Source organism: Klebsiella grimontii (genome assembly GCF_900200035.1).
Taxonomy (GTDB): domain Bacteria; phylum Pseudomonadota; class Gammaproteobacteria; order Enterobacterales; family Enterobacteriaceae; genus Klebsiella; species Klebsiella grimontii.
Map to the genome: position 1 here is coordinate 77,436 of NZ_FZTC01000003.1, position 26,418 is coordinate 103,853.

Consider the following 26,418-nt stretch of genomic DNA (forward strand, 5'->3'; position numbering starts at 1 on the left):
TCTTAGTGGTTGAACGTACCGAAGGTTACGTTCATAGCACTGAAGAAAGCGACGATTTTATTAAGCAGTTTCATGATCTCTTCCTGGATAGCGATTACGTTTTTGATGAACTCTTTTTTTGTGATTAACATCACAAAAATAAGTCTACGCTTCATCTTTTAAACGATCAACAAAAATGAGATATACATCACAAAATTTTTAAACCCGCTTTTTAATTTTGCTTTTTCTGAAACGAAGCCATAAAAAAGCCAGCCTGGAAACCAGACTGGCTTTTTAACGTTCAAGCCGGTGTTACATCGCTTTTTTGGTCAACTCGATAACGCGCAGTTTAGCGATCGCTTTGGCCAGTTCCGCAGACGCCTGAGCGTAGTCCACGTCACCATGAGAGCTCTTAATGTGCTCTTCAGCCTTACGTTTCGCTTCCAGGGCTCGCGCTTCGTCGAGATCCTGGCCACGAATTGCCGTATCAGCCAGAACGGTCGTGCTACCCGGCTGCACTTCAAGAATGCCGCCTGACAGGTAGATAAATTCTTCGTGACCGTGCTGCTTAACGATGCGAATCATACCAGGCTTAATGGCGGTGAGCAGCGGCGCGTGCCCCGGGTAAATACCCAGTTCACCTTCACTACCCGTTACCTGGATTTTCTCGACCAGACCAGAGAACATTTGTTTCTCTGCGCTGACGACGTCCAGGTGGTAAGTCATTGCCATATCACCCTCCGATTAAGGCGTTAAAGTTTTTTGGCTTTTTCCACGGCTTCGTCGATAGAACCGACCATGTAGAACGCCTGCTCCGGCAGGTGATCGTATTCGCCTTCCATGATGCCTTTAAAGCCACGGATGGTGTCTTTCAGGGAGACATATTTGCCCGGAGAACCGGTAAATACTTCTGCCACGAAGAACGGCTGGGACAGGAAGCGCTGAATCTTACGCGCGCGAGCTACCACCAGTTTATCTTCTTCAGACAGTTCATCCATACCCAGGATGGCGATGATGTCTTTCAGTTCCTGATAACGCTGCAGGATGGACTGAACGCCACGAGCGGTGTCGTAGTGCTCCTGACCAACAACCAGCGGATCCAGCTGACGGCTGGTGGAGTCCAGCGGGTCAACTGCCGGGTAGATACCCAGAGAGGCGATCTGACGGCTCAGTACCACGGTGGCGTCAAGGTGCGCAAAGGTGGTGGCTGGAGACGGGTCAGTCAAGTCATCCGCAGGTACGTATACCGCCTGTACGGAAGTGATTGAACCGGTTTTGGTCGAGGTGATACGTTCCTGCAGAACGCCCATCTCTTCCGCCAGGGTCGGCTGGTAACCTACCGCTGAAGGCATACGGCCCAGCAGTGCGGATACTTCAGTACCGGCCAGGGTGTAACGGTAGATGTTATCCACGAACAGCAGAACGTCACGACCTTCGTCACGGAACTTCTCAGCCATGGTCAGGCCGGTCAGCGCAACGCGCAGACGGTTTCCCGGCGGCTCGTTCATCTGGCCATACACCAGGGATACTTTATCGATAACGTTGGAGTCGGTCATTTCGTGGTAGAAGTCGTTACCCTCACGAGTACGTTCACCTACGCCCGCAAACACGGAGTAACCGGAGTGCTCGATCGCGATGTTACGGATCAGCTCCATCATGTTTACGGTTTTACCTACACCCGCACCACCGAACAGACCAACTTTACCGCCCTTCGCAAACGGACACATCAGGTCGATAACTTTGATGCCGGTTTCCAGCAGTTCCTGAGAGTTTGACAACTCTTCGTAGGAAGGTGCTGCACGGTGGATAGCCCAACGCTCTTCTTCGCCGATGTCGCCTTTCATGTCTACCGGTTGGCCCAGTACGTTCATGATACGACCCAGCGTGGCTTTACCTACCGGGACTTCGATCGGGTGCTCGAGGTCTTTTACTTCCAGACCGCGACGCAGACCGTCGGAAGAACCCATGGCGATGGTACGAACAATACCGCCGCCGAGCTGCTGCTGAACTTCCAGCACCAGCTTCTCACTACCATTTTGCACCTCAAGAGCCTCGTACACGCGCGGTACGGCATCCTGAGGGAATTCGACGTCGACCACGGCGCCGATTACCTGGACAATTTTTCCAGTAGCCATCTTGAATCCTCTACGAATTAACCTGGTTATACCGCGGATGCTCCACCGACGATCTCGGTGAGTTCCTGAGTAATGCTGGCCTGACGAGCTTTGTTGTATACCAACTGCAGCTCTTTAATCAGGCTGCCGCCATTGTCGGTCGCGGCTTTCATCGCCACCATACGTGCGGCCTGCTCGCTGGCCAGGTTTTCTACCACACCCTGATAAACCTGAGATTCCACATAACGACGCAGCAGGGTATCCAGCAGCGCTTTCGGATCGGGTTCATACAGGTAATCCCAGGATTTACGCTTCAACTCACCCTCTTCTGAAGCCGGTAACGGCAGCAGCTGAGTAATGGTTGGAACCTGAGACATGGTGTTAATAAATTTGTTGCTGACAATATACAGCTTGTCCAGACGGCCTTCATCGTAGGCCTGCAACATCACTTTTACCGGACCGATCAGTTCGGACAGGGAGGGGTTATCCCCCATACCCGTCACCTGGGCGACAACATTACCGCTAACGGAATTAAAGAACGACACGCCCTTCGAGCCGATCATTGCGAGTTCGCACTGAACGCCTTTATCGGACCATGCTTTCATTTCCGCCAGCAGCTTTTTGAACAGGTTAATGTTCAAGCCACCGCACAGACCACGGTCGGTAGACACCACCAGGTAGCCCACGCGTTTAACGTCGCGTTCTTCCAGGTAAGGGTGCTTATATTCCAGATTACCGTTCGCAAGGTGACCGATCACTTTGCGCATGGTATCTGCATATGGACGGCTGGCCGCCATGCGCTCCTGCGATTTACGCATTTTGGAAGCGGCGACCATTTCCATCGCTTTAGTGATCTTTTGCGTGTTCTGGACGCTTGCGATCTTACTACGTATCTCTTTTGCGCCGGCCATGAGCTTCTCCTCAATGCCTTGCGGCCTGCCCTAGAGCAAGCCGCCAGACTTTACCAGGATTGGGTTGCTTTGAAGGAATCGAGGATGCCTTTCAGCTTGCCTTCGATTTCGTCGTTATAGCCACCGGACTGGTTGATCTCTTGCATCAACGGAGCGTGATCACGGTCGACGTAAGCCAGCAGAGCGGCTTCAAAGCTACCGATTTTCGACAGCTCGACATCCGCCAGATAACCACGTTCTGCCGCGAACAGAACCAGAGACTGCTGCGCAACGGACATCGGCGCATACTGTTTCTGTTTCAGCAGTTCGGTCACTTTCTGACCGTGGTCCAGCTGCTTACGGGTTGCATCATCAAGGTCAGAGGCAAACTGCGAGAACGCCGCCAGTTCGCGATACTGTGCCAGAGCGGTACGAATACCACCGGACAGTTTCTTCATGATCTTGGTCTGAGCTGCACCACCAACACGGGATACGGAGATACCCGGGTTAACCGCAGGACGAATACCGGAGTTGAACAGGTTGGTTTCCAGGAAGATCTGACCATCGGTAATGGAAATTACGTTGGTCGGAACGAACGCAGAAACGTCACCCGCCTGGGTTTCGATAATCGGCAGCGCGGTCAGAGAACCGGTTTTACCTTTCACTTCACCTTTGGTGAAAGCTTCAACGTATTCGACGTTAACACGTGCGGCACGCTCCAGCAGACGAGAGTGGAGGTAGAATACGTCGCCCGGGAATGCTTCACGTCCTGGCGGACGACGGAGCAGCAGGGAGATCTGACGGTAAGCAACGGCCTGTTTAGACAGGTCATCATAAATGATCAGCGCATCTTCACCGCGGTCGCGGAAGTATTCACCCATTGCACAACCGGCATACGGCGCCAGGTATTGCAGTGCGGCAGATTCAGATGCGGTAGCAACCACAACGATGGTGTTAGCCAGCGCGCCGTGTTCTTCCAGTTTACGTACCACGTTAGAAATGGTGGACGCTTTCTGGCCGATAGCTACGTAGACGCACTTGATGCCGGAATCACGCTGGTTGATGATGGCGTCGATGGCCAGAGCGGTTTTACCCGTCTGACGGTCGCCGATAATCAGTTCACGCTGTCCACGACCGATTGGGATCATGGCATCAACGGATTTATAACCGGTCTGCACCGGCTGATCGACGGACTGACGTTCGATGACGCCCGGTGCGATAGCTTCAACGGCGGAGAAGCCGTCGTGCTCCAGCGGACCTTTACCATCAATCGGTGCACCCAGGGTGTTAACCACACGTCCCAGCAGGCCGCGGCCAACCGGAACTTCAAGGATACGGCCAGTACATTTAACCTTCATACCTTCGGCGAGGTCAGCGTACGGACCCATCACAACGGCACCTACGGAGTCGCGCTCCAGGTTCAGTGCGATAGCGTAACGGTTACCCGGCAGAGCGATCATCTCACCCTGCATACAATCGGCCAGGCCGTGAATGCGGATAACACCGTCACTTACAGAAACGATAGTACCTTCGTTATGAGCCTCGCTCACAACATTGAACTGAGCAATGCGCTGCTTGATCAGTTCGCTGATTTCGGTGGAATTCAGTTGCATGCTCCAGTCCCCTTAAGACTGCAAGACGTCTGCAAGGCGTTCAAGACGGCCGCGTACGCTACCATCAATGACCATATCACCCGAACGGATGATTACGCCTGCCATTACAGACTTATCGATTTTGCAATTCAGCTTAACTTTGCGTGACAGACGTTTTTCCATCGCGGCGGTAATTTTCGCAAGCTGTTCGTCACTCATTTGAGCGGCAGAAATAACTTCTACCTCTGCGGTTGCCTCACTGGCAGCGCGCAGGTGAATGAACTGCTCGAGAACATCAGGGAGCGCATTCAGACGACCATTTTCAGCCATTACCCGAATCAGGTTTTGGCCATTTTCGTCCAGTTGCTCACCACAGACCGCGATAAACACATCAGAGAGCGTTTCTGGCGCCAGTGCGCCGGAGAGTAGCTCTGTCATTTGTTCGTTTTTCGTCACTTCAGCGACAAACGCCAGCATATCCTGCCAGCGTTCAACGCTGTTGTGTTCGACGGCAAAGTCAAAAGCTGCTTTGGCGTAGGGGCGAGCTACCGTTACAAATTCAGACATCAGCCCCTCCCTCCTTACAGTTCAGCGACAAGTTTATCCACGATGTCGCTGTTAGCAGCTTCATCCACGGAACGTTCGATGATCTTCTCGGCGCCAGCAACAGCCAGGATAGCGACCTGCTTACGCAGCTCCTCACGAGCACGTTTACGTTCGGCATCGATTTCAGCCTGCGCCTGTGCGACGATTTTGGTGCGTTCCTGTTCTGCTTCCGCTTTTGCTTCGTCCAGGATCTGAGAGCGACGCTTGTTCGCCTGCTCGATGATTACCTGGGCTTCCGCTTTCGCTTTTTTCAGCTGGTCGGTCGCGTTGGCCTGTGCAAGGTCCAAATCTTTCTTAGCGCGTTCTGCAGAAGCTAAACCGTCAGAAATTTCTTTCTGGCGCTTTTCGATGGCAGCCATTAACGGCGGCCATACATACTTCATGCAGAACCATACGAAGATAACAAACGCGATGGCCTGGCCGAGGATTGTTGCGTTCATGTTCACAGCACAATACCTCTTAAAAAATAACTCTGTGGCTTAGGTTTCTTTCGAACAACTTACTACGCGACGGCGAACATCACGTACAGACCCAGACCTACAGCGATCATCGGGATAGCATCCACCAGACCCATAACGATAAAGAACTGAGTACGCAGCAGAGGAATCAGATCCGGTTGACGCGCTGCGCCTTCCAGGAATTTACCCCCGAGGATGCCGATACCGATCGCAGCACCGATTGCCGCCAGACCCATCATCACAGCGGCAGCCATGTACAGCAGATCCATATTCAGGTTTTCCATGACAGTCTCCAGTTTGTTTCAGTTAAAACGTAGTATGTTGGTAAAAATCAATGCTCTTCAGATGCCATCGACAGATAGACGATCGTCAGAACCATGAAGATGAAGGCTTGCAGCGTAATAATCAGGATGTGGAAAATGGCCCATGGCACATTCAGAATCCACTGTGACCACCACGGCAACAGGCCAGCAATCAGAATGAAAATCAGCTCACCGGCATACATGTTGCCGAACAGTCGCAGACCCAGTGATACAGGTTTTGACAGCAGGCTTACCCCTTCAAGGATTAAGTTGACAGGAATGAACGCCCAGTGATTGAACGGCTGCAGGGTCAGTTCTTTAACGAACCCGCCCACGCCTTTCATTTTGATGCTGTAGAAAAGAATCAGGATAAATACGCCAAGCGCCATCGACAGGGTGATGTTAACGTCAGCTGACGGCACCACGCGCAGAGCAGGCAGACCGAGAACGTGTTCGCCGATCCAAGGGATAAAGTCGATAGGCAGCAGATCCATCAGGTTCATCAGGAATACCCAGACGAACACGGTGAGGGCCAGCGGAGCAATGACCTTGCTCTTGCCATGATACATATCTTTGACGCTGCCATGGACGAAGCCGATGATCATCTCAATAAAGGTCTGGAATTTACCAGGTACGCCGGTTGTCGCCTTTTTAGCCACGCTGCGGAACATAAACAGGAATAACAGACCGAGCACCACTGAGAAAAACATGGAGTCAATGTTGAGCGTCCAGAAGGTGGCCGGGGGGTTGTGCGGATCCACCAGCGAGAATGTACGCAGGTCCAGCTGAAGGTTATTCAGATGGTGGCCTATGTAATCCTGCGGCGTCATATTTTCTGAAGCCATGATGCCTTTTACCCTTTGTTGTTAATTACAGCTGGCGCCAGAACTTGTACCACCAGCACCAAAACCCACGTCACTATCAGCGGCAAAAATACCACTTTCAAAACCGCCAGCGCCATCGCCAGAAAGGCGAAGGTCAGCAACACCTTGAAGGCTTCGCCGATGGCGAAGGACCAGGCCACTCGGCCTCTAGCTGGTGTATGCGCCTGATGACGCCAGGCAAAAATCATAAATATCACGTTTGGCAAAAGAACCGCCAAACCTCCACTCACCGCGGAGATGCCCCAGAAAGGGTCTTTGAGGCTGAACAGCAGTCCACTTGCTATTACTGCCAGTAACTGAATAAACAGAAGCTTACGAGCAACGTTTCGACTCAAGAGCGACACTGACATCACGTTTTTACTCCTGCTCCCTTCGAGGTATGTCGCGTGTCGTATAAAACGTCCTTTAAGACGAAGAGTCAAGCATCAAAAAGCGGACAAATTATACGGTGACGCCCCGTGATTTCAAACAATAAGTAGCAAAATAGTGAATAAATGTTTAATTATTTTCCGACAGACAACTTTTCATGCATTTCACCGTTCTGTGAGCCGTCATGCAAAACTGCAAATACCGCGAAAAATCGGCAATTAAAGCGTGCATCAGATCACATAATAAACATTTTCCGCGAAATCGAATTAATTCTGTACATAAAACTCGATTTTTTATCCTTTTGATATTCAAAATAAAAAGTAGGTATTCTTTCTAAAACAATCCCATATACAATAAAAACCTTTTATTGACATTCATAATAAATATTTAACATCGGTATGAACGACAAGCAGCGAGATTTTTAGCGTACTGATATTTTCAATGTTGACTATTCTGCAAGTAAAGTAACCGCGCAAAGTTAACGGAAAGAAAAACCCTGGTAACTCCATGGTTAAAGACAGTCCGATAATACCCTGCCGTGACTTTTATTTTTGTAACATGCACGGCCCGTCTTTTTTTCACATTTTTTGATAAAAATTAAATCATTTTTGGCTGAATCACCACAAGGTGACGCTCCCCTTCCAGCTGAGGCACATGCAGTTCGACAACATCTTTAATGACGAACCCTTCCGGTAGATTTGCCATTTCATCTTCCTGCGCTAACCCTTTGAGCGCATAGAAGTGACCGTTCTCCGCGGGTAAATGATGGCACCAGCTCACCATGTCATTCAGCGACGCAAATGCGCGGCTAATAACGCCATCAAACGGCGGCTCTGCCGGGAACGCTTCCACGCGGCTTTGTACCGGGGTGACGTTATCCAGTTTTAGCTCATGCTGGACCTGGCGGAGAAAACGTACTCGCTTGCCAAGGCTGTCTAACAGGGTGAAGTGGGATTCAGGACGCACGATAGCCAGCGGGATCCCCGGCAGGCCTGGGCCCGTACCGACATCGATAAAACGCGTTCCGTTAAGGTATGGCGCAACAACAATACTATCGAGGATGTGGCGTACCAGCATCTCGTCAGGATCGCGAACCGAGGTCAGGTTATAGGCCTTATTCCACTTATCCAACATGCCAACATAGCCGACAAGCTGGTTTTTCTGGTGATCGGTAAGTGAAATACCTGCTTCATCAAGCAGACGAGAAAGTTTGTTGAGCACGATCGGTACCTGTTTAAAAACAATGAGCCCGGAGGCGATTCGCTTACCGGGCTGAGAAATTAACCTGGCGGACGTCAGATGCGTATCCGCCAATGTATCGTTCAGTGGAAAATCAGGCGCTACGGCGCAGCATTCCCTGCTTTTTCAACCACACCAGCAAAATCGAGATTGCCGCAGGCGTAATGCCGGAAATACGCGATGCCTGCCCTATCGAAGACGGCTTATGGTCGTTCAACTTGGCAATGACCTCGTTCGACAGCCCATTCACCTGGCGATAATCAAGCGTAGCAGGCAGCAACGTGTTCTCGTTGCGCTGTTGTTTCTCGATTTCATCCTGCTGGCGCGCGATGTAGCCTTCGTATTTTACCTGAATTTCGACCTGTTCCGCCGCTTGCTTGTCCTCAAGACCCGGCGAGAACGGCGTCATCTGCACCAGCTGTTCGTAGGTCATTTCCGGACGACGGAGCAAATCTTCACCGTTAGCTTCACGGGATAAAGGCGCCGTCAGATGAGCATTCACTTCCGCAGCGCTTTCCGCCAGCGGATTAACCCAGCTGGCTTTCAGGCGTTGACGTTCACGTTCAATGCTCTCAAGCTTCTGGTTGAAACGCGCCCAGCGTTCGTCATCCACCAGACCCAGTTCACGGCCTTGTTCGGTCAGGCGCAGATCGGCGTTGTCTTCACGCAGCATCAGGCGGTATTCCGCACGAGAGGTAAACATGCGGTACGGTTCTTTGGTACCGAGAGTACAGAGATCGTCTACCAGGACGCCAAGGTAAGCCTGAGAGCGGCCCGGCGCCCATCCCTCTTTCTCGGCGGAGAAACGAGCTGCGTTGAGGCCGGCAAGCAGGCCCTGAGCGGCAGCTTCTTCATAACCGGTAGTGCCGTTAATCTGGCCGGCAAAGAACAGGCCATGGATAAATTTACTTTCCAGCGTCGGTTTCAGGTCACGCGGGTCAAAGAAATCGTACTCAATAGCGTAGCCAGGACGAACGATTTTTGCATTTTCCATCCCCTGCATTGAGCGGACGATTTGCATCTGGACATCGAACGGCAGGCTGGTGGAGATACCGTTTGGATAAATCTCGTTGGACGTCAGTCCTTCCGGCTCGAGGAAGATCTGGTGCTGGTTGCGATCGGCAAAGCGCATGACCTTGTCTTCGATCGAAGGACAGTAGCGCGGGCCGATCCCTTCAATCACGCCGGCATACATCGGGCTGCGATCGAGGTTGTTACGGATCACGTCATGGGTTTTCTCGTTGGTATGCGTGACATAGCACGGTACCTGACGCGGATGTTGAGAAGCATCCCCCATAAACGAGAAGACCGGCATCGGATTATCGCCGCGCTGCTGTGCCAGAACGCTGAAATCAATCGTCCTTGCGTCGATGCGCGGCGGGGTACCGGTTTTCAGGCGGCTGACGCGCAGCGGCAGTTCACGCAAACGACGGGACAGCGGGATCGACGGAGGATCGCCTGCACGGCCGCCGCTGTAGTTATCGAGACCAATATGGATCTTACCGTCAAGAAAGGTTCCGACGGTCAGTACTACCGCTTTGGCGCGGAATTTAAGCCCCATCTGGGTGACGGCGCCGACAACACGATCGTTCTCAACAATCAGATCTTCCACCGCCTGCTGGAAGATCATTAAGTTAGGCTGGTTTTCCAGCGCGGTCCGTACGGCCTGGCGGTACAGCACTCGGTCTGCCTGAGCGCGAGTCGCCCGTACGGCAGGGCCTTTGCTGGCGTTTAGTATCCTAAACTGGATACCTGCATGGTCAATGGCCTTCGCCATCAGGCCGCCAAGCGCATCCACTTCTTTTACCAGGTGTCCTTTCCCAATGCCGCCAATCGCCGGATTGCAGCTCATCTGCCCCAGCGTGTCGATATTGTGTGTCAAAAGCAGAGTCTGTTGACCCATTCGCGCTGCGGCCATCGCGGCCTCAGTGCCTGCATGACCCCCGCCAATGATGATGACGTCAAAAGGATCCTGATAAAACATGGTGGTATGCCTCGCATAAAGCGGTTTGAAAATAGATTGAAGCCCGGGCCGTGGATTCTACTCAACTTTAGCCTTTCGAGAAAGCGCCGGGATCCTGAGTATTAAAAAGAAGATCTTTTATTTAGAGATCTGTTTTATTGTGATCTCTTATTAGGATCGGCTTGTCTTGTGGATAAGTCAGATCCGCGGTTTAGGATCAACCGTTTAAGAAGGATCGCTTTCTGTGAATGATCGGTGATCCTGGTCCGTATAAGCTGGGATCAAAATGAAGGGTTATACACAGCACAAAATTCAGGCAACGGTTATACTTTGGATAACTACCGGTTGATCCAAGCTTTTAAGCATAGTTATCCACAGAAGAAAGTATGATCTTTACAATTCTCAGAGCAAGTTTTTCCAGGATCCCAGCCAAATCTCGGCCGGATCTTCCGGAATTTCATGTTCGAGGACGTTAATTTTTAGCGTTTCACCGATCTGTTTTGCCCCGCAGGCTTTGAGCGCAGTCTCGAGCTTATCAATCGCTCCGCAGAAGGTATCGTATTCGCGGCTACCAATGCCGATTGCGCCAAAATGGACTGCAGAAAGATCGACCTGCTTCTCCTGAAGCGCTTCATAGAAGGGCAGCAGGTTATCGGGAATATCCCCGGCGCCATGAGTAGAAGAGATAACCAGCCAGATCCCCTGCGGCTGCAGATCTTCGATCAGCGGTCCGTGCAGGATAGTCGTGCTGTGACCAGCCTCTTCCAGCTTTTCCGCCAGATGTTCTGATACATATTCTGCGCTACCCAGCGTACTGCCGCTGATAAGAGTTATCTCTGCCATGATCGCCCGCTCCACTATTCAGAGTGGCGTATTGTACGCTGTGAGCGAGCTGGGATCTACCTGTGGAAAAATGTGGGATTAAAAAGCCCGATCATGGGCGGATGGTGCGCATAATCGGGTTTTGCAGGACGATCAGCGTTTCAGTGGACTGAATTTCATCAATTGTTTGGATCTTGTTGATAAGTACATGCTGGAGCGCGTCAATCGATCGGCACATCACTTTTATAAAGATGCTGTAGTGCCCGGTGGTGTAATACGCTTCGGTAACCTCATCCAGACTGTTTAACCTCGCCAGCGCGGAGGGGTAGTCTTTCGCGCTCTTCAGAATAATGCCGATAAAGCACCCCACATCGTAACCCAGCTGCTTGGGGCTGACGTCGATACGCGCGCCGGTAATAATTCCGGCCTGCTTCATTTTCTCTACGCGAACGTGAATGGTCCCCGGGCTGACGCCAAACTGTTTTGCCAGTTCAGCATAGGCGGTACGCGCATTGGCCATGAGGGCCTCAAGGATGCCGCGGTCCAGATTGTCGATCTGATAATTTTCCATAGGTTTTTCTTATGAAGTTTGACGAATATTTCTATTTTAGCCGCAAATTTTAATGAATCAAAATCGATGCAGGCTTTTTGTTGTTGGATTATTGAATTGCAGCGCTGTTTTGTTGCTTAATCAATGGCAACAGGACGCAGGAGTTATAAAAAATGAAAACCGCATACATCGCAAAACAACGCCAGATTAGTTTCGTTAAGTCACACTTTTCCCGCCAGCTTGAAGAGAAGCTCGGCCTGATCGAAGTCCAGGCGCCGATCTTAAGCCGCGTGGGCGATGGGACGCAGGATAACCTCTCTGGTTGCGAAAAAGCGGTTCAGGTTAAAGTGAAAACACTGCCAGACGCCCAGTTCGAAGTGGTTCATTCACTAGCGAAGTGGAAGCGTCAAACCCTGGGACAACACGACTTCAGCGCGGGCGAAGGGCTGTACACGCACATGAAGGCCCTTCGCCCCGATGAAGACCGGTTAACCGCCATCCATTCCGTCTACGTTGACCAGTGGGACTGGGAGCGCGTAATGGGGGATGAAGAACGCCACTGCGGCACGCTGAAAGCAACCGTTGAAGCGATCTATGCCGGGATCAAAGCCACCGAGGACGCCGTCAGTAAAGAGTTTGGCCTCACGCCGTTCTTGCCGGAGACGATCCACTTTGTTCACAGCCAGGAGCTTTTAAGCCGCTATCCGGATCTCGATGCCAAGGGCCGCGAACGAGCGATCGCGAAAGAGCTGGGCGCGGTATTTCTGATCGGTATCGGCGGTAAGCTTTCTGATGGCCAGCGCCACGATGTTCGCGCGCCGGATTACGATGACTGGAGTACGCCTGCCGCTGAAGGCTATGCGGGCCTGAACGGCGACATTCTGGTATGGAACCCGGTTCTGGAAGATGCCTTCGAACTCTCTTCAATGGGGATCCGCGTGGATGCCGAAGCGCTGAAGCGTCAGCTGGCGATGACCGGCGATGAAGATCGCCTGAAGCTGGAATGGCACCAGGCGCTGCTGCGCGGAGAGATGCCGCAGACGATTGGCGGCGGCATTGGCCAGTCTCGCCTGACGATGCTGCTTCTGCAGCTGGATCACATCGGCCAGGTGCAGTGCGGCGTGTGGCCAACCCAGGTTCGTCAAAGCGTTGCCGCGCTTCTTTAATCAGTGATTAACGCCGCCAGCGTCGCAGCAGGCGGCTACGCAACCCGGTATCAAAGCGCCAGATATGATCGAAAACGCGCATAATGCCGGGCTTGCCGTGTACCGACATCGCCACCGCATGAAAACGATGTTGATGTTTATGCTGTAGCTCCCCCACCTTATTGATCACCTCATCCGGCAGGCGCTGGGCGATAAAATCGGAAATCACCACCGCATCAGCATCGACCCACTGCGGATTCTGCATACGCTCAATCACTGCCCGGAAGCAGCTGGCCAGATCGGTGCCGCCGCGAAAGCGCTGGCTTAAAAAACGAATTGCCTGCTCCAGCCCCTGCGGGCCGGTGAGTTCGTAGTGCACCACTTCGCTGGAAAACAGCATAATGAAGCAGCGGCGGTTATCCGCTAGAGCGACCCGCATCAGCGCCAGACAAAACGCCTTGGCGCACTGTTCATTGAAACCGCCCATTGAGCCGGAAGTATCGACGCAGACGATAAACGGCCCGCGCGGCTGTTCGTCAACGTCCTGGCGCGTGACCGGCCGTTCGGTGATCTTTTCCTTCCACGCATCGCCGTGTAGCCGATAGGTCAGCAGCTGCTTTTCAACCAGCTTGCGGTAGAACTCAAACTCCAGCTCGGTAATGCCGAGAGTGGCCAGTTCTGGCGGCAGCAGACGCAGAATATCGTCGCTCTGCTGAAGCCCGTCGACCTGCTCCGGCACGGTGGCCGGTTCGCGCACCAGGCTGCGGAAGGTCTCCATCGGCGCATCTTTTTTCGGCACCGCTTTCGCTTCACGCGAGCGTCCCAGTTGTTCAGCTAGCTGCATGAGCTCAGGTTGTTGAGTTAAAAAATCCCCGTAGCGAACGATCAGCTGATAATCGCCGCGCTTCAGCTCTCCGGCGCTCATGTCCCACAGATGCCCAGCCGCATTGTCATTTTCCACCAGCACCGGCTCCAGCTGGCCGCTGAGGGTCATGCGCTCCTGAACTTCGCTCAGCAGCTGATCGCGCTCTTCATCCAGCAACTGCTGATTAAGAGAGGTTGCCTGCACCACCAGGCTCAGGCGCCAGCGCTGGAGGAATAACGTGTGCAGCGCCGGTGTAAAGGTGCTGTTGTCATCCACCAGCTGCTGCGCCTGGCTGGCGAACGGGGAGTGCAGCTTATGCAGCTGGCTGAGAATTTGCGGCAGCTGGATGATAAACTGCGAGGTGGAAAGCCGCTGTGACTGCTGATAGCACTGAACTTCCGCATCCAGTTCGGGCGGGATGTTGGTCTCTTTTAGCCGCGATCTCACTGCTTCCCGCCAGCGAGGAATGTCGGCGGCGATAATATTTTTAAGCCGTGGAAATTTTTCAAAGAATACCGCGAGCTGAGGTGCCGCCAGCAGCGCCAGCAGCATCTCATCGATCATGCCCTCTTCGCCGACTGCCAGCATGACATTCAGCATGTCCAGGGTCATGACTGGCGGGCCTGTTTGATCTGCGTTCCTACGTCCTGCAGGCTGGCTTCAATCCGCCCCAGCCACTCGCCGGGGATAAACAGACATTTTTGCTGTTCGCTGAAGCGGTTATGTTGCTGATGCCATTCGTCGTCCAGCGCCTCCAGCTGCTGCCGGATTTCGGCGGGCATATTTTCCCGTGATTCACTACCGGGTAGGGAGAGCCGCGATCCCTGTAAGCTGACGTCGCGCACGACCAGGTGCTGGCTGGTATCGACATCCATATTCAGCTGCTGGGCAAAACCAATACCGTTGAGCTTGCCGCGGATCTCACCACCTTTCTCCAGCCAATGAGCGAGCTCTTCACGAACGAACGTAATATGAATGACTTCCAGATCGTGCAGTTTGAGCGGCTGCTGGAGAAGCAGCGTTAGCGTCGAATCCTGTACTTCAGCAGGCAGTTCATAATGAGGTTTCCGGCTAAACATCCCGCCGAGACGCGTGACTTTTAGCGCGGTTTTATCGCTTTGCTGCTGTTGAAGCTGAATGCGCCGCTGGATTATCGACCCCAGACGAGTGAGCATCGCCTGCTGCTGCCAGGCGTGGCTGGTCATTAAGGTCTCCAACTGCGCGGACATCAGGTTCATTGTCTCAACGTTGTGCCACAGGCAATCCTTCAGCAGGATCAGGTCTATTGGCGCAATGGTGTCGCGGCCGCTGAAAAAGGCGCTGGCCTGCAGCAGACGAATGGCCTTTTTCCAGCGACGATCTGAGACGTAGGGCGCGTTCGGCAGCGTATCCAACTGCTGGCGCAGCTGGAATATGAGTTCAAACACGCTGTCCGGTAGCTTCACGTTGCCGATATCCTGCTGCCATTGCAGGAACTCCTCGTCGCTGACCTGCAAATTCGCCGGGACAGGATTACTGTTCTCGTCCTGCTGGCTTATCAGCATTGAGCGGAAGTTAGTTTTATCCTGTACCTTATCCAGCCATAACCGGATAAGCATACGGTCGTATAAGGCTTCCAGGCTATTGTCCGCCTCCGGGAGTTCGTTCGACGCCGCCACCAGCAGGCGCATGGGGATTTTCTCTTCGGTTGCCCCGTTGCGGAAATGGCGTTCGTTTATCGCTGTCAGTAGCGTATTGAGGATCGCCGGGCCCGCTTTCCAGATCTCATCGAGAAAAACAATTTCGGCTTCCGGGAGATAGCCGGCGGTCAGACGCTCGTAGCGCCCTTCATCTTTCAGCGCCTGGATGGAGAGCGGGCCAAAGACCTCTTCCGGCGTGGAGAAGCGGGTCATCAGGTATTCAAACGCGCGGGCCTGCTGGAAGGCGAACTTGAGGCGACGGGCAATCAGGCTTTTGGCGATCCCCGGCGGCCCCAGCAGAAAAACGCTCTCGCCGCTGAGGGCGGCAAGCAGGCAAAGGCGTATTGCGTGGCTGCGTTCGAAGAGTCCTTTTTCCAGCGCGGCGCTGAGCCGGGAAATTCTTTCTGCCAGTAAATGTGATTGAGCCATAATAGAGTTGCGTGCTTTTTAGAATGTCGTTGTTAGGTCGAGTATAGATGTTTGATTAGGGGTGGTAATAGCCTGAAGAATCGATTTATTTTCTTTGAGTCAGGTTAAGATGATGTCAGTTAGGGGTACGATTCAGCAAATAATCGTGCATACTGTGCGCCTTTTTGTGGGCCAAGGGACTAGGCACACATTTGTTTTATAAACGAAAAGACTAGTCTATGAGCACTGATAATAAACAATCGCTGCCGGCAATAACGCTGGCGGCAATCGGCGTGGTATACGGCGATATCGGCACCAGCCCACTGTATACACTTCGTGAATGTCTGTCAGGCCAGTTTGGCTTTGGCGTTGAGCGTGATGCTGTTTTTGGCTTCCTGTCGCTCATTTTCTGGCTGTTAATTTTCACCGTATCGCTCAAGTACATCACCTTCGTGATGCGGGCAGATAACGCCGGTGAAGGTGGGATCCTGACGTTAATGTCGCTGGCGGGGCGTAATACCTCCGCACGTGCGACATCGGTACTGGTGATCCTTGGGCTTATCGGCGGCAGCTTCTTTTATGGCGAGGTAGTGATTACGCCTGCCATCTCGGTGATGTCGGCGATAGAAGGGCTGGAAATTATCGCTCCCGACCTGGATACCTGGGTTGTGCCCATCTCCATTATTGTTCTGACGCTATTATTCGCCATTCAAAAGCACGGTACCAGCATGGTGGGCAAGCTGTTCGCGCCGATTATGCTGATCTGGTTCCTGCTGCTGGCGGTGCTGGGGGCGCGCAGTATCTTCGCTAACCCGGAGGTGCTGCAGGCGCTGAACCCGTATTGGGCGGTTCATTTCTTCCTTGAATATAAAACCGTTTCGTTTGTGGCGCTGGGGGCGGTGGTGCTGTCAATCACCGGCGTGGAAGCGCTGTATGCCGATATGGGGCATTTCGGTAAATTACCGATTCGCCTGGCCTGGTTTTCGGTGGTATTGCCTTCGCTGGTGCTGAACTACTTTGGCCAGGGGGCGCTGCTGCTCAAACACCCGGAAGCAATTAAAAACCCGTTCTTTCTGCTGGCGCCGGAGTGGGCGCTGATTCCGATGCTGATTATTGCCGCCCTGGCGACGGTTATCGCTTCCCAGGCGGTTATCTCCGGCGTCTTCTCCCTGACTCGTCAGGCGGTGCGTCTGGGATACCTGTCGCCGATGCGTATTATTCATACCTCGGAAATGGAGTCCGGGCAGATTTACATCCCGTTTATCAACTGGCTGCTGTATATCTCGGTGGTCATCGTAATTGTTAGCTTTGAGCACTCCTCTAATCTGGCGGCGGCGTACGGTATTGCGGTGACGGGAACGATGGTGCTGACCACCATTCTGTTCACGACGGTGGCGCGCCAAAACTGGCACTGGAATAAGTTTGTTGTGGCGCTGCTGCTGGTGGCTTTTATGTGCATTGATGTTCCGCTCTTCTCCGCGAACCTCGATAAAATCGTCTCCGGCGGCTGGCTGCCTCTGACCCTCGGTCTGGTGATGTTTACCATTATGACGACCTGGAAGAGCGAGCGTTTCCGCCTGCTGCGTCGGATGCATGAGCATGGTAACTCTCTGGAAGCGATGATCTCTTCGCTAGAAAAATCGCCGCCGGTTCGCGTGCCGGGTACCGCTGTTTATATGTCCCGGGCGCTGAACGTGATTCCTTTTGCTCTGCTACACAACCTGAAGCATAACAAGGTGCTGCACGAGCGGGTGATTTTGCTGACGCTGCGTACCGAAGATGCGCCGTACGTACATAACGTGCGGCGCGTGCAGATTGAGCAGATTTCGCCGTCGTTCTGGCGCGTCGTTGCCAGCTACGGCTGGCGCGAAACGCCGAACGTCGAAGAGGTTTTCCACCGCTGCGGGCTGGAAGGCCTGAGCTGCCGGATGATGGAGACCTCCTTCTTTATGTCGCATGAGTCGTTGATCATCGGCAAGCGGCCGTGGTATCTGCGCCTGCGCGGCAAGCTGTATCTGCTGCTGCAGCGCAACGCCCTGCGAGCGCCGGACCAGTTCGAAATCCCGCCTAACCGGGTTATTGAGCTCGGCACTCAGGTTGAGATCTGATTATCTAAGGCCCTTCTTGATGAAGGGCTTTTTGTTTTTCTCAGCGCTTCTTCCTTTCTTTCACCTGCGTTGCGAAACGTTTCGATGACGATCACAATTCTCACATCTGGTGATGGTTTTCTGTTCTCTTATTGCTAATACTAATACCAGCGAAACGTTTCGCTAATGGAGCAAAAGAGAAAATGAAAAAAGGTACCGTCCTCAATGCTGATATTTCGTCGGTTATCTCCCGTCTGGGTCATACCGATACGCTGGTGGTTTGCGACGCTGGTTTACCGGTTCCCCGCAGCAGCACGCGTATTGATATGGCGTTAACCCACGGGGTGCCCTCCTTTATGCAGGTTCTGGAGGTGGTGACGAGCGAAATGCAGGTTGAAGCGGCTATCCTCGCGGAAGAGATTAAAACCCTTAATCCGCAGCTCCACGCGACGTTGCTCAATCACCTTGAGCAGCTGCAGCAGCACCAGGGAAACACCATTGAAATTCGTTACACCAGTCATGAGCAGTTTAAAAAAGAAACCGCAGACAGTCAGGCGGTGATTCGCAGCGGGGAGTGTTCCCCGTATGCGAACGTTATTCTCTGTGCCGGCGTGACGTTCTGAGGTCGCCGATATGGAAGCCTTATTGCAATTAAAAGGGATCGATAAAGCGTTCCCTGGCGTCAAGGCGCTCTCCGGCGCCTCGCTAAATGTCTATCCGGGCCGCGTGATGGCGCTGGTCGGCGAGAACGGCGCCGGTAAGTCCACCATGATGAAGGTGCTGACCGGTATTTACGCCCGCGATGCCGGTTCGCTGCTGTGGCTGGGGAAAGAAACCACCTTCAACGGTCCTAAATCTTCTCAGGAAGCCGGAATTGGCATCATCCACCAGGAGCTCAACCTGATCCCGCAGCTGACGATTGCCGAGAACATTTTCCTCGGTCGTGAGTTTGTGAATCGCTTTGGCAAAATTGACTGGAAGACGATGTACGCCGAAGCCGACAAGCTGCTGGCAAAGCTGAATCTACGTTTTAACAGCCAGAAGCTGGTGGGCGATTTATCGATCGGCGATCAGCAGATGGTCGAGATCGCTAAAGTGCTGAGCTTTGAGTCGAAGGTCATCATTATGGATGAACCCACCGACGCGCTAACCGATACCGAGACCGAATCCCTGTTCCGCGTGATCCGCGAACTGAAATCGCAGGGGCGCGGTATTGTCTATATCTCTCACCGTATGAAAGAGATCTTCGAAATTTGCGATGACGTCACGGTCTTTCGCGATGGGCAGTTTATCGCCGAGCGCGAAGTGGCCAGCCTGGATGAAGATCTGCTGATTGAGATGATGGTAGGCCGCAAGCTGGAGGATCAGTATCCGCGTCTGGACAAAGCGCCGGGCGCGGTTCGCCTTAAGGTCGACAACCTGTGCGGCTCAGGCGTGGAGAATATCTCCTTTATTCTGCGCCAGGGTGAAATTCTCGGCGTCGCCGGGCTGATGGGCGCCGGGCGTACCGAACTGATGAAGGTGCTGTACGGGGCGCTGCCGCGCAGCAGCGGCTCGGTTACCCTTGATGGGCGCGAAGTTGTCGCTCGTTCTCCGCAGGATGGCCTGGCCAACGGCATTGTTTACATCTCCGAAGACCGCAAGCGCGATGGTTTAGTGCTCGGCATGTCGGTTAAAGAGAATATGTCGCTAACCGCGCTGCGTTACTTCAGCCGCGGCGGCGGTAGCCTCAAGCATAAAGATGAACAGCAGGCGGTAAGTGATTTTATCCGCCTGTTTAATGTGAAAACGCCGTCGATGGAGCAGGCTATTGGGCTGCTTTCGGGCGGTAACCAGCAGAAGGTGGCGATCGCCCGCGGGTTGATGACCCGACCGAAGGTGCTGATCCTTGATGAACCGACCCGCGGCGTCGACGTCGGCGCGAAGAAAGAGATCTACCAGCTGATTAACCAGTTTAAAGCCGAAGGCCTGAGCATCATTCTGGTCTCTTCGGAGATGCCGGAAGTGCTGGGCATGAGCGATCGCATCATGGTGATGCATGAAGGGCATCTCGGCGGTGAATTCACACGCGAGCAGGCCACCCAGGAAGTATTGATGGCTGCCGCTGTGGGCAAGCTTAACCGTGTGAATCAGGAGTAAAAAAGATGAATAACCCGGCTGTTTCTGGTCGTCGCTACTTCACAAAAGCGTGGCTGATGGAGCAAAAATCGCTGATAGCCCTGCTGGTGCTGATTGCGATTGTTTCGACCATGAGCCCCAACTTTTTTACCGTGAATAACCTGTTCAATATCCTGCAGCAAACTTCAGTTAACGCCATTATGGCGGTAGGGATGACGCTGGTTATCCTGACCTCGGGCATCGACCTGTCCGTCGGTTCCCTGCTGGCGCTGACCGGCGCGGTTGCCGCGTCAATTGTCGGAATTGAGGTTAACGCGCTGGTGGCCGTAGCCGCTGCGCTGGCGTTAGGGGCGGCAATTGGCGCCGTGACCGGCGTGATTGTGGCGAAAGGGCGCGTCCAGGCATTTATCGCCACGCTGGTGATGATGCTGCTGCTGCGCGGCGTGACGATGGTTTATACCAACGGTAGCCCGGTGAATACCGGTTTTACCGATAATGCCGATCTGTTTGGCTGGTTCGGGATTGGTCGTCCGCTGGGGATCCCAACGCCGGTGTGGATTATGGCGATCGTCTTCCTGGCCGCCTGGTACATGCTGCACCATACCCGTCTGGGCCGTTATATCTACGCCCTCGGCGGTAACGAGGCGGCAACGCGTCTTTCCGGCATCAGCGTCAATAAAGTTAAGATCATAGTCTATTCTTTGTGCGGCATGCTGGCCTCGCTGGCCGGCATTATTGAGGTCGCGCGTCTCTCCTCCGCGCAGCCGACGGCGGGCACCGGATATGAACTGGATGCGATTGCGGCGGTGGTGCTGGGGGGGACCAGCCTCGCGGGCGGTAAAGGGCGTATTGTCGGCACGTTGATTGGCGCGTTGATCCTTGGCTTTCTGAACAACGGACTGAATTTATTAGGCGTTTCATCCTATTACCAGATGATCGTGAAAGCGGTGGTTATTTTGCTGGCGGTACTGGTAGATAACAAGAAGCAGTAACTGAGAACTCTACAGGACATCTTAACTATGAATATGAAAAAACTGGCGACCCTGGTCTCTGCTGTAGCGTTAAGTGCGACCGTAAGCGCAAACGCGATGGCAAAAGACACTATCGCTCTGGTTATCTCAACCCTTAACAACCCATTCTTTGTCTCTCTGAAAGAGGGTGCGCAAAAAGAAGCGGATAAACTTGGCTATAACCTGGTGGTTCTGGATTCACAGAACAACCCGGCCAAAGAGCTGGCTAACGTTCAGGATTTAACCGTCCGCGGCACCAAACTGCTGCTGATCAACCCAACGGATTCCGATGCGGTGGGTAATGCCGTGAAGCTGGCTAACCAGGCGAAAATTCCGGTTATCACCCTCGACCGTCAGGCATCAAAAGGTGATGTGGTTAGCCATATCGCGTCTGATAACGTGCTGGGCGGCAAAATGGCCGGTGACTATATCGCCAAAAAAGTCGGCGAAAACGCGAAGATCATTGAACTACAGGGCATTGCCGGGACGTCCGCGGCGCGCGAGCGTGGCGAAGGTTTCCAGCAGGCCGTGGCTGCGCATAAGTTTAACGTGCTGGCCAGCCAGCCGGCAGATTTTGACCGTACTAAGGGCCTGAACGTCATGCAGAACCTGCTGACGGCGCATCCGGATGTACAGGCGGTATTTGCCCAGAATGATGAAATGGCGCTGGGCGCGCTGCGTGCGCTGCAAACGGCAGGCAAATCTGATGTGATGGTTGTTGGATTTGACGGCACTCCGGATGGCGAAAAAGCGGTAAATAGTGGCAAACTGGCAGCGACCATCGCCCAGTTACCGGAGCAGATCGGCGTGAAAGGCGTTGAGACAGCCGATAAAGTGCTGAAGGGCGAAAAAGTGGAGACCAGCTATCCGGTTGAGTTGAAACTGGTCATTAAGCAATAATGTGCGATTCGGATCGGCGACGGTCCGAGGGACAACATAATAAAGAAAAGCAGGGCATGCGCCACCGGATTCCGGTGGCGCGATTTCCGGGAATATTGATTATGAAAACCGCAGGCAAACTTGTCGTCCTTGGCAGTATCAACGCCGATCACATCCTTAATCTCGACGCCTTCCCTACGCCCGGTGAAACCGTCACCGGTCATCATTATCAGGTCGCTTTCGGCGGTAAAGGCGCAAACCAGGCGGTTGCCGCCGGACGCAGCGGGGCAAATATATCCTTTATCGCCTGTACCGGCGATGACGATATTGGCGAACGCGTTCGTCGTCAGCTGGAAAGTGATAATATCGACGTCGCGCCGGTCAGGGCCGTTGCCGGAGAATCAACCGGCGTGGCGCTGATTTTTGTTAACGCTGAAGGTGAAAACACCATCGGTATTCACGCCGGCGCTAACGCCGCGCTCTGCGTTGCGCAGGTTGATGCGGAAAAAGAGCGTATTGCCAGCGCGCAGGCGCTGCTGATGCAGCTGGAATCGCCGCTGGAAAGCGTACTGGCGGCGGCGAAAATCGCTCACCAGAATCAAACCTCGGTCATACTCAATCCTGCTCCGGCGCGTGAATTGCCGGATGAACTGTTAACGCTGGTGGATATTATTACCCCTAACGAGACCGAAGCGGAAAAGCTTACCGGCGTGCGCGTGGAAAACGATGAGGATGCGGCAAAAGCCGCTAAAGTGCTCCATGATAAAGGTATTGGTACGGTGATCATTACGCTTGGCAGCCGTGGCGTATGGGCGAGCAGCGAAGGTAACGGTCGTCGGGTTCCGGGGTTTAAAGTGCAGGCGGTTGACACCATTGCCGCTGGCGATACCTTTAATGGCGCGCTGGTCACCGCGCTGCTCGAAGGTCGCGAACTGGCGGAGGCAATTCGTTTTGCCCATGCAGCCGCGGCTATCGCCGTCACCCGAAAAGGGGCTCAGCCCTCCGTGCCCTGGCGAAAAGAAATAGACGAATTTTTACGTCAACAGGGGTAACGCTTGGCCACCATGAAGGATGTAGCCCGCATCGCGGGCGTTTCCACTTCGACGGTTTCTCATGTCATTAACAAAGATCGTTTCGTTAGCGAAGCGATTACCGCTAAAGTCGACGCCGCGATTAAAAGCCTGAACTACGCGCCGTCCGCGCTGGCGCGCAGCCTCAAATTAAATCAAACCCGCACCATAGGTATGCTCATTACCGCCAGTACCAATCCGTTTTATTCGGAGCTGGTGCGCGGCGTGGAGCGCAGCTGCTTCGAGCGGGGTTATAGCCTGGTGCTGTGTAATACCGAAGGCGATGAGCAGCGCATGAACCGTAATCTGGAGACGCTGATGCAAAAGCGCGTCGATGGTTTACTGCTGTTGTGCACTGAAACGCATCAACCTTCGCCGGAGATTATGCAGCGTTACCCTTCTGTTCCGACGGTGATGATGGACTGGGCGCCGTTCGACGGCGATAGCGATCTGATTCAGGATAACTCTCTGCTGGGCGGCGATATGGCGACGAAGTATCTGATCGACCAGGGCTATACGCGAATTGCCTGTATTGCGGGTCCGCTGGATAAAACGCCTGCCCGGCTGCGCCTGGAGGGGTATCAGGCAGCGATGGCTCGGGCCGGACTCACGGTACCTGAAGGATATGTGATTAGCAGCGATTTTGAGTTTGGCGGCGGATTTAGCGCCATGCAGAAGCTGCTGACCCTCTCAGCGTTGCCGCAGGCGGTGTTTATCGGTAACGATGCGATGGCGGTGGGCGCCTACCAGGCCCTTTATCAGGGCGGGCTGCGCATCCCTCAGGATATGGCGCTGGTAGGCTATGACGACATTGAACTGGCGCGCTATATGACGCCGCCGTTAACCACGATTCATCAACCGAAAGATGAACTGGGCGAGCTGGCCATCGATGTGCTGATTCACCGCATGGCCGATCCGGGGCAAAAACAGCAGCGCGTGCAGTTAACCCCCGAGCTGGTGGTCCGCGGTTCAGCCTAACGCTTGTGCCGCTCCTTAATCAGGTTGCGGCCATCTTTTGCTCTTAATAAGGTAAATACCAGCGCCGATACCACGGTGATTGCCCCCATGGTAATAAAGGTGTAGTGGAACTGTTCAATGGTATTTGCGCTATCGAATCCTTCATAAAAACGCAGCACCGCTGCGCTAACAGCGACCCCGAGGCTAATCGACAGCTGCTGGGTAACGGCCAACATGCTGTTGCCGCTGCTGGCGTTGTCATCGGTTAAATCGGCGAGCGTGATGGTATTCATTGAGGTGAACTGGGTGGACATCGCCATGCCCAGAATGAATAGCGGCAGCAGCAGCATCCAGATCGACATATCCGGAGATTGCAGCGAAAACTGAGCGATCATCAGGCCGATAAATATCGTGACCCCGACCAGCGTTTTACGGTAACCAAACCAGCGAAGTATCTGGGTGACGGTTGATTTAGCAATAATCGAACCAATAGCCGTAGGCGCTATCATGCAGCCGGCGATAATCGCCGGATAACCGAAGCCAACCTGTAACATCAGCGGCATCAGGAATGGAACGCAGCCGGTACCCAGGCGCGTGGCCAGGTTCCCCGCGATCCCGACAGAGAAGGTATGTGTCTTAAATAAAGAAAGCGAAATGAGCGGTGTGGGATGACGGCGAGCGTGGCGAATATAGGCCCACAGTAAAATGATGCTCAGAGCGATAACGGCCAGAGCCATCCATGTGGCGACAATTTTCTCACCAAACAGCTCGATTCCGCTAGAGAACAGCACCAGGCTCAGGCCAAACAGGATAAAACCGAGCGTGTCGAAGCGGCGACGCGGCGTGGTGAAATCCGGCATATATTTGCGGGCATACACGATCCCGATAATACCGATGGGAATATTAATCAGGAAAATCCAGTGCCAGCTGGCCCAGGTCACCAGTACGCCGCCGAGCACGGGGCCGAGGATAGGGCCGACCAGTCCAGGCATCGTGACGAAGTTGAGTACCGGCAGCAGTTCGCTGCGCGGATAGGCGCGCAGTAACGCCAGCCTCGCTACTGGCATCATCATTGCCCCGCCGATGCCCTGAATGACGCGGAAGATAACCAGTTCCATTAGCGAGTTTGACAGGGCGCAGGCAAGAGAACCGAGTGTGAACAGGCTGACGGCGATGATAAATACTTTCCGCGTGCCGAAACGGTCGGCCAGCCAACCGCTGACCGGAATAAGCATAGCCACCGTCAGCGTATAGCTGATGATGGCCGATTGCATCGCTAGCGGTGAACGGTTGAGGCTATGGGCGATAGCGGGAAGGGCTGTATTCAGAATGGTGGCGTCGAGCGCCTGCATAAAAAAAGCCATCGCTGCGATCCATGGCAGCCCGGCCATACTGCGGCCTTTCTTTTTGGTCATTCGTTACCCTTGCGATTTGTCGGAATGATTGGGGGCACTCAGCAACGCCTGGCAGGCGCTAAGCGCTCGCGAGCCGTCGCTATCCAGAATGGCATCAACGATTGCCTGATGCAGATCCAGCTTCACCACTTCATTCTGCGTAATTGACGTGAAGTAGGTGTGATAGACCGAATGAAATAAAGAGGCGAAAGAGATCAGGAAAGGGTTACCGCTCATTTCATATATATGTTCATGCCAGGCCATATCGACTTCAATCCAGCGCTCGCGCTGAAAGTTCCTCTTTAGCTCAACCATCTCCTCCATCAAGGCGTTAAGCTGGGCCTTTTGCTCCGGCGAGCCTGACGTTGACGCCAGAAAACAGGCTTGAGGTTCCAGGCTGCCGCGCATAACGAGGAAATGGCTGACAACATCAGAGAAGTTATCTTCTGTTAACCACCAGGCCAGGAGTTCTTTATCGAGGAAGTTCCAGCTGCTGCGCGGCATCACCCGCGTACCGATGCGTGGCCGTGGTAAAAGCATACCTTTTGCCGTTAGCGTCTTCACCGCTTCACGCACGGCCGTGCGGCTCACGCCAAACTGCTCGCCCAGCTCCATCTCGCCGGGAAGGATACTTTCTGGCTGATATTCACCGGTCAAAATTTTTTGAGCTAGCTTCTCCGCTAATACCCAGGAGATATTCTTTTGTGCCGCCAACTGCTGTGCGCTTAAAGACATACATGCCGTTCCTTTCTCTTTTTTACCTTACCAGTATGCCATCTGACGGCTTGCTTCGTTGGTTAAAACGGCAAAACGCCGGTTTTTTGCTACATTACGCGCCGTAATGATGAAAAAAGAGGCGGTTGAAAAGTTTTTTGCATTTAGCCCTTGTCACTTCGGAATAACTCCCTATAATGCGCCTCCACTGACACGGAACAACGGCACGCAAGCCGCCGGGTCAGCGGGATTCAGCGATGAATACCGACAGAGAAAAGCGAAATTAAACGCTTGACTCTGAATGAGGAAAGCGTAATATACGCC

General features: G+C 53.6%; 25 protein-coding genes. 8 read left to right on the forward strand and 17 right to left on the reverse strand.

Annotated features, from left to right (window positions below; translation table 11 throughout):
• Nucleotides 1-291: 291 nt before the first annotated feature.
• The 13 genes from KOSB73_RS01245 to asnC form a co-directional block, all read right to left on the reverse strand.
• Entirely contained in the window at nt 292-711 is a 420-nt protein-coding gene (locus KOSB73_RS01245; protein ID WP_004107274.1) for a F0F1 ATP synthase subunit epsilon, read from the reverse strand.
• Between the two features lie 20 nt (nt 712-731).
• Complete coding sequence (gene atpD, locus KOSB73_RS01250; RefSeq protein WP_004127025.1) at nt 732-2,114, reverse strand: F0F1 ATP synthase subunit beta; 1,383 nt, start codon at nt 2,112-2,114, stop codon at nt 732-734.
• 26 nt (nt 2,115-2,140) lie between these two features.
• Nucleotides 2,141-3,004 (reverse strand): F0F1 ATP synthase subunit gamma, encoded by an 864-nt coding sequence (gene atpG / locus KOSB73_RS01255; RefSeq protein WP_004871892.1) that lies wholly within the window; start codon nt 3,002-3,004, stop codon nt 2,141-2,143.
• A gap of 50 nt (nt 3,005-3,054) precedes the next feature.
• Nucleotides 3,055-4,596 (reverse strand): F0F1 ATP synthase subunit alpha, encoded by a 1,542-nt coding sequence (gene atpA, locus KOSB73_RS01260; RefSeq protein ID WP_004127029.1) that lies wholly within the window; start codon nt 4,594-4,596, stop codon nt 3,055-3,057.
• Between the two features lie 12 nt (nt 4,597-4,608).
• The gene (gene atpH / locus KOSB73_RS01265; protein ID WP_024360534.1) at nt 4,609-5,142 is read right to left on the reverse strand and encodes a F0F1 ATP synthase subunit delta; all 534 of its coding nucleotides are present in this window, start codon (nt 5,140-5,142) and stop codon (nt 4,609-4,611) included.
• A 14-nt stretch (nt 5,143-5,156) separates the two neighbouring features.
• The gene (atpF, locus tag KOSB73_RS01270) at nt 5,157-5,627 is read right to left on the reverse strand and encodes a F0F1 ATP synthase subunit B (RefSeq protein ID WP_004107293.1); all 471 of its coding nucleotides are present in this window, start codon (nt 5,625-5,627) and stop codon (nt 5,157-5,159) included.
• Nucleotides 5,628-5,683: 56 nt separating this feature from the next.
• Nucleotides 5,684-5,923, reverse strand: a complete 240-nt coding sequence (gene atpE, locus KOSB73_RS01275) for a F0F1 ATP synthase subunit C (protein ID WP_000429386.1) — start codon at nt 5,921-5,923, stop codon at nt 5,684-5,686.
• Between the two features lie 47 nt (nt 5,924-5,970).
• Nucleotides 5,971-6,786 carry a F0F1 ATP synthase subunit A gene (gene atpB, locus KOSB73_RS01280; RefSeq protein ID WP_004127037.1) on the reverse strand — a complete coding sequence of 272 codons (816 nt, stop codon included), beginning with the start codon at nt 6,784-6,786 and terminating at the stop codon, nt 5,971-5,973.
• Nucleotides 6,787-6,794: 8 nt separating this feature from the next.
• Nucleotides 6,795-7,175: a F0F1 ATP synthase subunit I gene (gene atpI / locus KOSB73_RS01285; protein WP_004871906.1), complete on the reverse strand. Its 381-nt coding sequence runs from the start codon at nt 7,173-7,175 to the stop codon at nt 6,795-6,797.
• 616 nt (nt 7,176-7,791) lie between these two features.
• Nucleotides 7,792-8,415 carry a 16S rRNA (guanine(527)-N(7))-methyltransferase RsmG gene (gene rsmG / locus KOSB73_RS01290; protein ID WP_024360533.1) on the reverse strand — a complete coding sequence of 208 codons (624 nt, stop codon included), beginning with the start codon at nt 8,413-8,415 and terminating at the stop codon, nt 7,792-7,794.
• Between the two features lie 112 nt (nt 8,416-8,527).
• Nucleotides 8,528-10,417, reverse strand: coding sequence for a tRNA uridine-5-carboxymethylaminomethyl(34) synthesis enzyme MnmG (gene mnmG / locus KOSB73_RS01295; RefSeq protein ID WP_098140176.1), 1,890 nt, complete (start codon nt 10,415-10,417; stop codon nt 8,528-8,530).
• A 381-nt stretch (nt 10,418-10,798) separates the two neighbouring features.
• Nucleotides 10,799-11,239: an FMN-binding protein MioC gene (mioC, locus tag KOSB73_RS01300; protein WP_024360531.1), complete on the reverse strand. Its 441-nt coding sequence runs from the start codon at nt 11,237-11,239 to the stop codon at nt 10,799-10,801.
• A 91-nt stretch (nt 11,240-11,330) separates the two neighbouring features.
• A complete protein-coding gene (asnC, locus tag KOSB73_RS01305; protein ID WP_004107306.1) occupies nt 11,331-11,789 on the reverse strand; it encodes a transcriptional regulator AsnC in 459 nt (152 codons plus the stop codon).
• A 152-nt stretch (nt 11,790-11,941) separates the two neighbouring features.
• Between asnC and asnA the strand changes: the two genes are divergently transcribed.
• Nucleotides 11,942-12,934, forward strand: a complete 993-nt coding sequence (gene asnA / locus KOSB73_RS01310; protein WP_024360530.1) for an aspartate--ammonia ligase — start codon at nt 11,942-11,944, stop codon at nt 12,932-12,934.
• 7 nt (nt 12,935-12,941) lie between these two features.
• Here the strand turns inward: asnA and viaA are convergent, their stop codons facing one another.
• Together viaA and ravA are read right to left on the reverse strand one after the other, a co-directional pair.
• Nucleotides 12,942-14,390, reverse strand: a complete 1,449-nt coding sequence (gene viaA / locus KOSB73_RS01315) for an ATPase RavA stimulator ViaA (protein ID WP_098140177.1) — start codon at nt 14,388-14,390, stop codon at nt 12,942-12,944.
• On the reverse strand, nt 14,387-15,886 hold the full coding sequence (gene ravA / locus KOSB73_RS01320; protein ID WP_004871927.1) for an ATPase RavA: 1,500 nt from the start codon (nt 15,884-15,886) through the stop codon (nt 14,387-14,389). The genes viaA and ravA overlap by 4 nt, the downstream gene beginning before the upstream one ends.
• 218 nt (nt 15,887-16,104) lie before the next feature.
• Between ravA and kup the strand changes: the two genes are divergently transcribed.
• The 7 genes from kup to rbsR all read left to right on the forward strand — a co-directional run bounded on the left by kup (nt 16,105) and on the right by rbsR (nt 24,007).
• Nucleotides 16,105-17,973, forward strand: a complete 1,869-nt coding sequence (gene kup, locus KOSB73_RS01325) for a low affinity potassium transporter Kup (RefSeq protein WP_004871930.1) — start codon at nt 16,105-16,107, stop codon at nt 17,971-17,973.
• Between the two features lie 182 nt (nt 17,974-18,155).
• Nucleotides 18,156-18,575 carry a D-ribose pyranase gene (rbsD, locus tag KOSB73_RS01330; RefSeq protein WP_064343366.1) on the forward strand — a complete coding sequence of 140 codons (420 nt, stop codon included), beginning with the start codon at nt 18,156-18,158 and terminating at the stop codon, nt 18,573-18,575.
• A gap of 10 nt (nt 18,576-18,585) precedes the next feature.
• A complete protein-coding gene (gene rbsA, locus KOSB73_RS01335; protein WP_024360528.1) occupies nt 18,586-20,091 on the forward strand; it encodes a ribose ABC transporter ATP-binding protein RbsA in 1,506 nt (501 codons plus the stop codon).
• Between the two features lie 5 nt (nt 20,092-20,096).
• Nucleotides 20,097-21,062 (forward strand): ribose ABC transporter permease, encoded by a 966-nt coding sequence (gene rbsC / locus KOSB73_RS01340; RefSeq protein WP_004855792.1) that lies wholly within the window; start codon nt 20,097-20,099, stop codon nt 21,060-21,062.
• Between the two features lie 27 nt (nt 21,063-21,089).
• Complete coding sequence (gene rbsB / locus KOSB73_RS01345) at nt 21,090-21,980, forward strand: ribose ABC transporter substrate-binding protein RbsB (RefSeq protein ID WP_024360527.1); 891 nt, start codon at nt 21,090-21,092, stop codon at nt 21,978-21,980.
• 98 nt (nt 21,981-22,078) lie between these two features.
• On the forward strand, nt 22,079-23,011 hold the full coding sequence (rbsK, locus tag KOSB73_RS01350; protein WP_024360526.1) for a ribokinase: 933 nt from the start codon (nt 22,079-22,081) through the stop codon (nt 23,009-23,011).
• A gap of 3 nt (nt 23,012-23,014) precedes the next feature.
• Complete coding sequence (gene rbsR / locus KOSB73_RS01355) at nt 23,015-24,007, forward strand: ribose operon transcriptional repressor RbsR (protein WP_004871939.1); 993 nt, start codon at nt 23,015-23,017, stop codon at nt 24,005-24,007.
• Here rbsR and mdtD read toward each other — a convergent pair.
• The gene (gene mdtD / locus KOSB73_RS01360; protein ID WP_049131986.1) at nt 24,004-25,401 is read right to left on the reverse strand and encodes a multidrug transporter subunit MdtD; all 1,398 of its coding nucleotides are present in this window, start codon (nt 25,399-25,401) and stop codon (nt 24,004-24,006) included. The genes rbsR and mdtD overlap by 4 nt on opposite strands.
• A 3-nt stretch (nt 25,402-25,404) precedes the next feature.
• A complete protein-coding gene (locus KOSB73_RS01365; protein ID WP_004871943.1) occupies nt 25,405-26,115 on the reverse strand; it encodes a FadR/GntR family transcriptional regulator in 711 nt (236 codons plus the stop codon).
• Nucleotides 26,116-26,418 lie beyond the last annotated feature (303 nt).